General features: G+C 35.6%; 6 protein-coding genes. All 6 read left to right on the top strand.

The genetic code is table 11. The annotated features are described in order from the left end of the window. The first annotated feature begins 80 nt into the window (after positions 1 to 80). The 6 genes from AB0M26_RS31140 (at position 81) to pcp (ending at position 5,588) form a co-directional block, all read left to right on the top strand. Positions 81 to 1,280 (top strand): RepB family plasmid replication initiator protein, encoded by a 1,200-nt coding sequence (locus tag AB0M26_RS31140; protein ID WP_063283645.1) that lies wholly within the window; start codon positions 81 to 83, stop codon positions 1,278 to 1,280. Between the two features lie 412 nt (positions 1,281 to 1,692). Continuing rightward, on the top strand, positions 1,693 to 1,905 hold the full coding sequence (locus AB0M26_RS31135; RefSeq protein WP_200416660.1) for a DNA-binding protein: 213 nt from the start codon (positions 1,693 to 1,695) through the stop codon (positions 1,903 to 1,905). Beyond that, positions 1,893 to 3,143, top strand: a complete 1,251-nt coding sequence (locus tag AB0M26_RS31130) for a restriction endonuclease subunit S (RefSeq protein ID WP_193017583.1) — start codon at positions 1,893 to 1,895, stop codon at positions 3,141 to 3,143. Before AB0M26_RS31135 ends, AB0M26_RS31130 begins: the two co-directional genes overlap by 13 nt. Before the next feature lie 207 nt (positions 3,144 to 3,350). Further along, the gene (locus AB0M26_RS31125; protein ID WP_349221525.1) at positions 3,351 to 3,695 is read left to right on the top strand and encodes a DUF1413 domain-containing protein; all 345 of its coding nucleotides are present in this window, start codon (positions 3,351 to 3,353) and stop codon (positions 3,693 to 3,695) included. A gap of 266 nt (positions 3,696 to 3,961) precedes the next feature. After that, positions 3,962 to 4,567 (top strand): dienelactone hydrolase family protein, encoded by a 606-nt coding sequence (locus AB0M26_RS31120; RefSeq protein ID WP_063284065.1) that lies wholly within the window; start codon positions 3,962 to 3,964, stop codon positions 4,565 to 4,567. A gap of 373 nt (positions 4,568 to 4,940) precedes the next feature. Continuing rightward, the gene (pcp, locus tag AB0M26_RS31115) at positions 4,941 to 5,588 is read left to right on the top strand and encodes a pyroglutamyl-peptidase I (protein WP_014573651.1); all 648 of its coding nucleotides are present in this window, start codon (positions 4,941 to 4,943) and stop codon (positions 5,586 to 5,588) included. Positions 5,589 to 5,722 lie beyond the last annotated feature (134 nt).

Raw genomic sequence — 5,722 nt, 5'->3', positions numbered from 1 at the left:
CTGCCCAGCCCCGCTGATCTTCGGGAGGCATTTCTGTGGTCGGTGCCTATCTAAAATCACTCACAAAGGAGCAGTTTTCTATGACTAGTATACCAAAAAATGAACAAAATCAGAAGCAGGTGCAAATCTTGAACGAATTATCAAAACGTAAAGTGGTCGAGCATAATTCTTTAATCACATCTATTGCCAAAATGGATAAAACCCCACTGAAAATGTTTGAATTAGCCGTATCGTGCATTGATACAGAAGAACCACCAAAAGATCATACGGTTTATTTGTCAAAAGCAGAACTGTTTGCCTTTTTTAAAGTGGACGACAGCAATAAACACACACGTTTTAAACAGGCAGTCGAGAATATGCAGAAACAAGCCTTTTTCAAAATTAAAGAAAAAAAAGAACATGGATTTGAATTTGAAAATATTGTGCCGATTCCCTATGTTAAGTGGACGGATTATCATGATGAGGTAACGATCCGATTTAGTCCTGAAATTATGCCGTATTTAATCAATTTAAAACAAAATTTCACGCAACACGCTTTGTCTGATCTTGCAGAACTCAATAGCAAGTATTCCATTATCTTGTATCGCTGGTTATCTATGAATTATAACCAGTACGAGCATTATAGTTACAAGGGCGGGCGCCGAGAAGAACAAGTGGAAGCCTACCGCAATCCTTCAATTTCCATGCGAGAATTACGAGAAATGACGGACACGGTCAATGAATACAAATTATTCACTAACTTTAGCAAGAAAGTTTTAGATAAACCCCTTGAAGAAATCAATGATCGGACCTCATTTAATATTGCCTATGAGAAAGTGAAAAAAGGTAAAAGCATTGATTCTATTGTCTTTCATATCACGAAAAAACGTCGAGCAGACGATAACAGTTATAAGCTAGAGGACAAGACCTACAAGGAAGCGAAAGCCGAAAAAGAATTATCAAACCAAACACTTGCAGGTAAAGCGTTAGAAAGTAGATATACAAGGTTATTGCTTGAAAATTTCCTTTTATCGCCTTATGAAATGACAGATACATCACTTATGGCTGGCTTGCAAAAAAATGTTTATCCAAAGTATGACGAACTCAAAACATTACGAGGACTTGAGGGGGTCAAAAAGCACCTCTCATACGTTCGTGAGAAGCAAGAACCTTATTCAAAAGGGAACGTTGCAAAGTATCTTAAAAAGGCAGTTGATCAGTATTTGCCAACTGTGAAATTACAAGACCTTGACCAACCAGAACGTGCAAGTGTTCGAGGTAAAGGAGCAAGCCATGAGTGAGAATCTAAAAACGATCAAAGAGCTTGCGGATGAGTTGGGTGTATCAAAAAAGAAAATTCATTATCAAGTATCTAAATTAGATAGTAATTTGATACAGAGATTAGACGGTACTATCTATCTTAACAACGCTGCTATAAAAGTGATTAAAGGGAATATTGGATATGTCCCTAAAACTAAATTAGATAGTGTTGGTGTCCAAAATAGACAGTATTTAGATACCAAATTAGACACCGTAAATACAAGTTTAATTGATGAAAAAAATGAACGAATCAATTATCTAAAAGAGCAAATAAAGAATAAAGATAATCAAATATCTGTTAAAGACGAACAGATAAAAAGTTTAGTAGACGTACAAAAACAAACTCAAAATCTTTTAGATCAGCAACAACGACTAGCCTTACAAGATAAAAAGTTGTTAGAAGAATACAAAGCAGAAAATGACAGCTTAAAAGCTCTCAAAATGCCCTCACAGGAAACAGAATTCAAACACTTAGACAATCAATATAAAGATGAAGTGAACGCTCTTAAAGAGAAGTTGGAAAATTTGCAGGAACAAATCAAAGATCAAAAAAGGATAGAAGAACAAGAAAAACCAAGAAAATGGTGGGGACTATGGCGAAAATAGATGATTCAGTTAAAAAGAAAGTTCCAGAATTAAGGTTTCCGGGATTTACGGATGATTGGGAAGAGCGTAAGTTAGGAGAATTATCTAATATTGTTGGTGGTGGAACACCAAGTACATCGAACCCTGAATACTGGGACGGTGATATTGATTGGTATGCACCAGCTGAAATTGGAGAACAAAGTTATGTTAGTAAAAGTAAAAAGACTATTACTGAACTAGGTCTAAAGAAGAGTTCAGCTCGAATTTTACCAGTAGGAACCGTCTTATTTACTTCTCGTGCTGGTATCGGAAACACCGCTATATTAGCCAAAGAAGCTACAACTAATCAAGGGTTTCAATCAATTGTTCCTGATCAAAATAAACTTGATAGTTATTTTATTTTTTCAAGAACTAATGAGCTCAAGCGATATGGGGAAGTCACCGGTGCAGGATCTACTTTTGTTGAGGTTTCAGGTAAGCAAATGTCGAAAATGTCGATTATGGTACCTGAACTTTCAGAACAACAAAAAATCGGGTCATTCTTTAAACAGTTAGACGATACTATCGCTCTTCATCAACGTAAGTTAGATTTATTGAAAGAACAGAAAAAAGGCTTTTTACAAAAGATGTTCCCTAAAAATGGTGCCAAAGTTCCTGAATTGCGATTTGCGGGGTTTGCTGACGATTGGGAAGAGCGTAAGTTATCTGACGTAGCTAATCACAGAGGCGGAACAGCTATTGAAAAGTATTTTGACAAATATGGTGTATACAAAGTTATTTCAATTGGTAGCTATGGATTAAATAGCCAATACGTTGATCAAAATATTCGCGCAATATCAAATGAAATTACAGATGGACGAGTTGTTAATTCTGGAGAGCTCACCATGGTGCTAAATGATAAAACTGCTAATGGAACAATTATTGGAAGAACTTTACTGGTAGAAAAAGATAACGAATATGTTATCAATCAACGAACTGAAATTATTTCTCCGAAAGAAAACTTTGATTCTAATTTTGCATATACCATACTTAATGGTCCTTTTAGAGAAAAAGTTAAACGAATTGTTCAGGGGGGAACGCAAATATATGTTAACTATCCTGCAGTTTCTAATCTAAATCTAGAGCTACCTAAGATTGAAGAACAACAAAAAATAGGCTCTTTCTTTAAACAGTTAGATGACACTATCGCTCTTCATCAGCGTAAGCTAGATCTTCTCAAAGAGCAGAAAAAAGGATTTCTACAAAAGATGTTCGTTTAGGGTCTATAATTAGATAATAACCCCTAAGAAATTAACCAAAAACAGCCCTTATACTTACAAGATATAATTATAGGGGCTGTTTTTTACAAATTTATAAAAAATAAAGCATTTATATAAATGTTTTATTGACAAACAAAATGTTTTATTGACAAACAAAATAGGATGTGATATCCTTTATATGAATATAAATGAAAGGACATAATTAAAATGTCAAAGAATATCCAATTAACCCTAACTGATTTGCAGTATGAAACCTTGCTAAAAAAAGCAGGAAGCTTCTCTATCCAGCAATATCTGATTAAAAAAGAATTTCCAAACCACGAATTTTCTCATTGGTTTAACGAAATAACTGGACTAATTGAAAAACTTCCACCTGACACAAACTTTTCACTAAAAACTTTATTATCTGTAAATTGGGAAACTATTCCTAAAGGAGTACGCCTATCAATAGGAAAACAATTTCTAAAAGAAGTCAATGAAGGAAGTATTCGAGCAGTAAAATATGTAAAAAAAGACTCTGCCAATACTACCATCTACAAAAAAACACTTTAAAAAACTTCGCAACAGAACCTATAATATCCTTCTAACTATATAATAACTTGAAAATTACTAATTTATCTGTACTGTAGTATATTAGAATTGAAGGAATTGTAAATAGAATAGTTATTTGATATACTTTAGAAAATACATGTTAATAATGTGAAATCAGACTTTAATTACGGTGAATAATATGAGATTAAGTCTGATGGGTCTTGTTATTATTCTAATATCATTATAGAAATATAAATCGGTAAATTCAGTTTAACTAGGAGGATTATATGAAGCCAATTGTTTTTATCTATCATTCAGTACTTGGAATAAGAGGGTCTGAATTAAATTTGTCAGAGGTTATAAAAAAAGAAGGTTTTGATGTTATCATTCCTGATTTGTATGAAGGAAAGAAATTTGATGATTATAAAACAGCTATGGCTTTTCTCGGAACATTTGGAGAAGATGGTTTAGAAAAGAAAGCCTATGCGATGTTCGAGGAAGAACACAAGAAGAATGGTAAGAAACCGGTTATCTTTATTGGTTTTTCAAATGGTTGTAATTTAGCAGAGTGGCTTTCGCTAAAAATTCCAGAGACAGTTGGAACCATATTGTTACATGGTGGAATGCCAGTTAAAATGTTTGGCTATGAGGGGTGGCCATCAAATCTCCCCATCCAAATCCATTATTCTAAAGAAGATCCGTGGAAACTAGAAGATGAAGAAATTTTACAAGAATTCCTGAATGAAATAGAAAATTCAGGCGCTAAGTTGGAATTCTATGAATATGAAGGAGAAGGATATTTGTTTTCTGATCCTGAATTGCTATTAGAATATAATGATATAGAAACTCAAAATATGTATGAGAAAGTAAAAGGATTTTTAAGTAACTTTTAGTAATGGAATGATAAATTTATGCTGATACCACTAAAGAGCTATGGTAGGAGATTGTCTTGTAAACTGTAACTGGATGTATTATTGAAACTGACAATAAGCTTCTAATGGTTTAGCAAGGGAATGAAATGATTCAAAGCAAAAAGAAGACCACGTACAAAATTTATATGGTGTTCTTTTTGTTTAGTTTTTTAATGTGGTCATAAAAAGGCGGAGCCTATTATAAGTTTAATTATTTAATTTCAGAAAGGTATATATAAATCATGGCGCAACAAATTGTCCTACCCATCAAAGACTCCAACGTCTTAAAGATGGTACAAGATACACTTCTCGATAGCTTCTGTACTTCTTGGCATTTTAGAAAGGAAATCTTCTCATGAAAATTCTTGTTACCGGATTTGATCCCTTTGGCGACGATAAAATTAATCCTGCGATTGAAGCCGTGAAACGTTTGCCGGATGAAATTGCTGGGGCACAAATCGTTAAATTGGAAATTCCGACAAAGTTTAATGTTTCAGCCGATGTCGTTAAAGATGCTATTGCCAAAGAAAAGCCTGACTATGTGTTGAGCATTGGTCAGGCTGGTGGCCGGTTTGAACTCACGCCGGAGCGAGTTGCGATTAACTTGGATGACGGTCGGATTCAAGATAATGCCGGGTATCAGCCACTTAATCACACGATTCATGGCGATGGCGAGAATGCCTACTTTACCCAGTTACCAATTAAGGCCATGGCCAAAGCCATTCGGGAAGCTGGTGTTCCGTCAGCAGTCTCCAACACAGCAGGCACTTACGTCTGCAACCACATTTTTTATCAGGTACAGTATATGCGGGATAAGATGTTTCCCGATATTAAGGCCGGCTTCATGCATATTCCATTTTTGCCGGAACAGGTTGTCACTCGTCCGGAAACACCAGCGTTGTCATTGGATGATGATGTTTTAGGCATCACTGCCGCTATCAAGGCCATCGTGTCCCGTGACGGCAAAGGCGATATCGAAACGATTGAAGGCAAGGATCACTAAAAGCCTGTTTAGTGTTTTTGGACTATTATCAAATAAATTTCATGGCCACGATCTGCTGGGCCAGTACGTCCAGCGGGTTGGCCGGGACGCGCAGGGCCTCGATGGCACCGCTGCGCATCCGCTCGGTGACGACG

Source organism: Streptomyces sp. NPDC051776 (assembly GCF_040681345.1).
Lineage (GTDB): Bacteria > Actinomycetota > Actinomycetes > Streptomycetales > Streptomycetaceae > Streptomyces.
This window is presented reverse-complemented; position numbering and strand designations above follow the sequence as displayed.